This is a genomic window from Stenotrophomonas acidaminiphila (assembly GCF_001431595.1).
GTDB classification, from domain to species: Bacteria; Pseudomonadota; Gammaproteobacteria; order Xanthomonadales; family Xanthomonadaceae; genus Stenotrophomonas; species Stenotrophomonas acidaminiphila.
In genome coordinates, this window is sequence record NZ_LDJO01000092.1 from 1 (window position 1) to 550 (window position 550).

General features: G+C 64.5%; 1 protein-coding gene. It reads left to right on the top strand.

Features of this window, described 5'->3' with window-relative positions; genetic code table 11:
- Positions 1–79 precede the first annotated feature (79 nt).
- Positions 80–550: sigma factor (locus tag ABB33_RS17580; protein ID WP_275452957.1), on the top strand; the 471-nt coding region annotated here is incomplete at its 3' end.

The window sequence follows — 550 nt, forward strand, 5'->3', positions numbered from 1 at the left end:
GCTTCGCGGCTGACGCCGCTCCTACAAAAATGCTTTTCGCACTTGCAGCGGTCGCAGCACGATGCTCTGATCGCTGCCTATGACCGATCCACAACTGCAGCGGTTGCTCGACACCTTATGGCGCATGGAATCGCCACGCCTGGTCGCGCGCCTTGCGCGCATGCTGGGTGACCTCGACAGTGCCGAGGAGTTGGCTCAGGACGCATTGGTAGCGGCGTTGGAGCATTGGCCGGAGCAAGGCATCCCCGACAACCCTGCCGCCTGGCTGATGGCCACCGCGCAACGGCGTGCCATTGATCGCCTGCGGCAACGGCACCTGCATGCACAGCGGCAGGCACAGGTCATCGACGAACAACAGGACTACGCCATGGGTGCGGACCAGTCCGAGCATCTGGATGACATCGGCGATGACCTGCTGCGGCTGGTATTCGTCGCCTGCCACCCGGCGTTGCCCGCCGATGCGCGGGTCGCATTGACCCTGCGCCTGCTGTGCGGCCTGAGCACGCACGAAATCGCCCGTGCCTATCTGCAGCCCGAGCCCACGAGACTA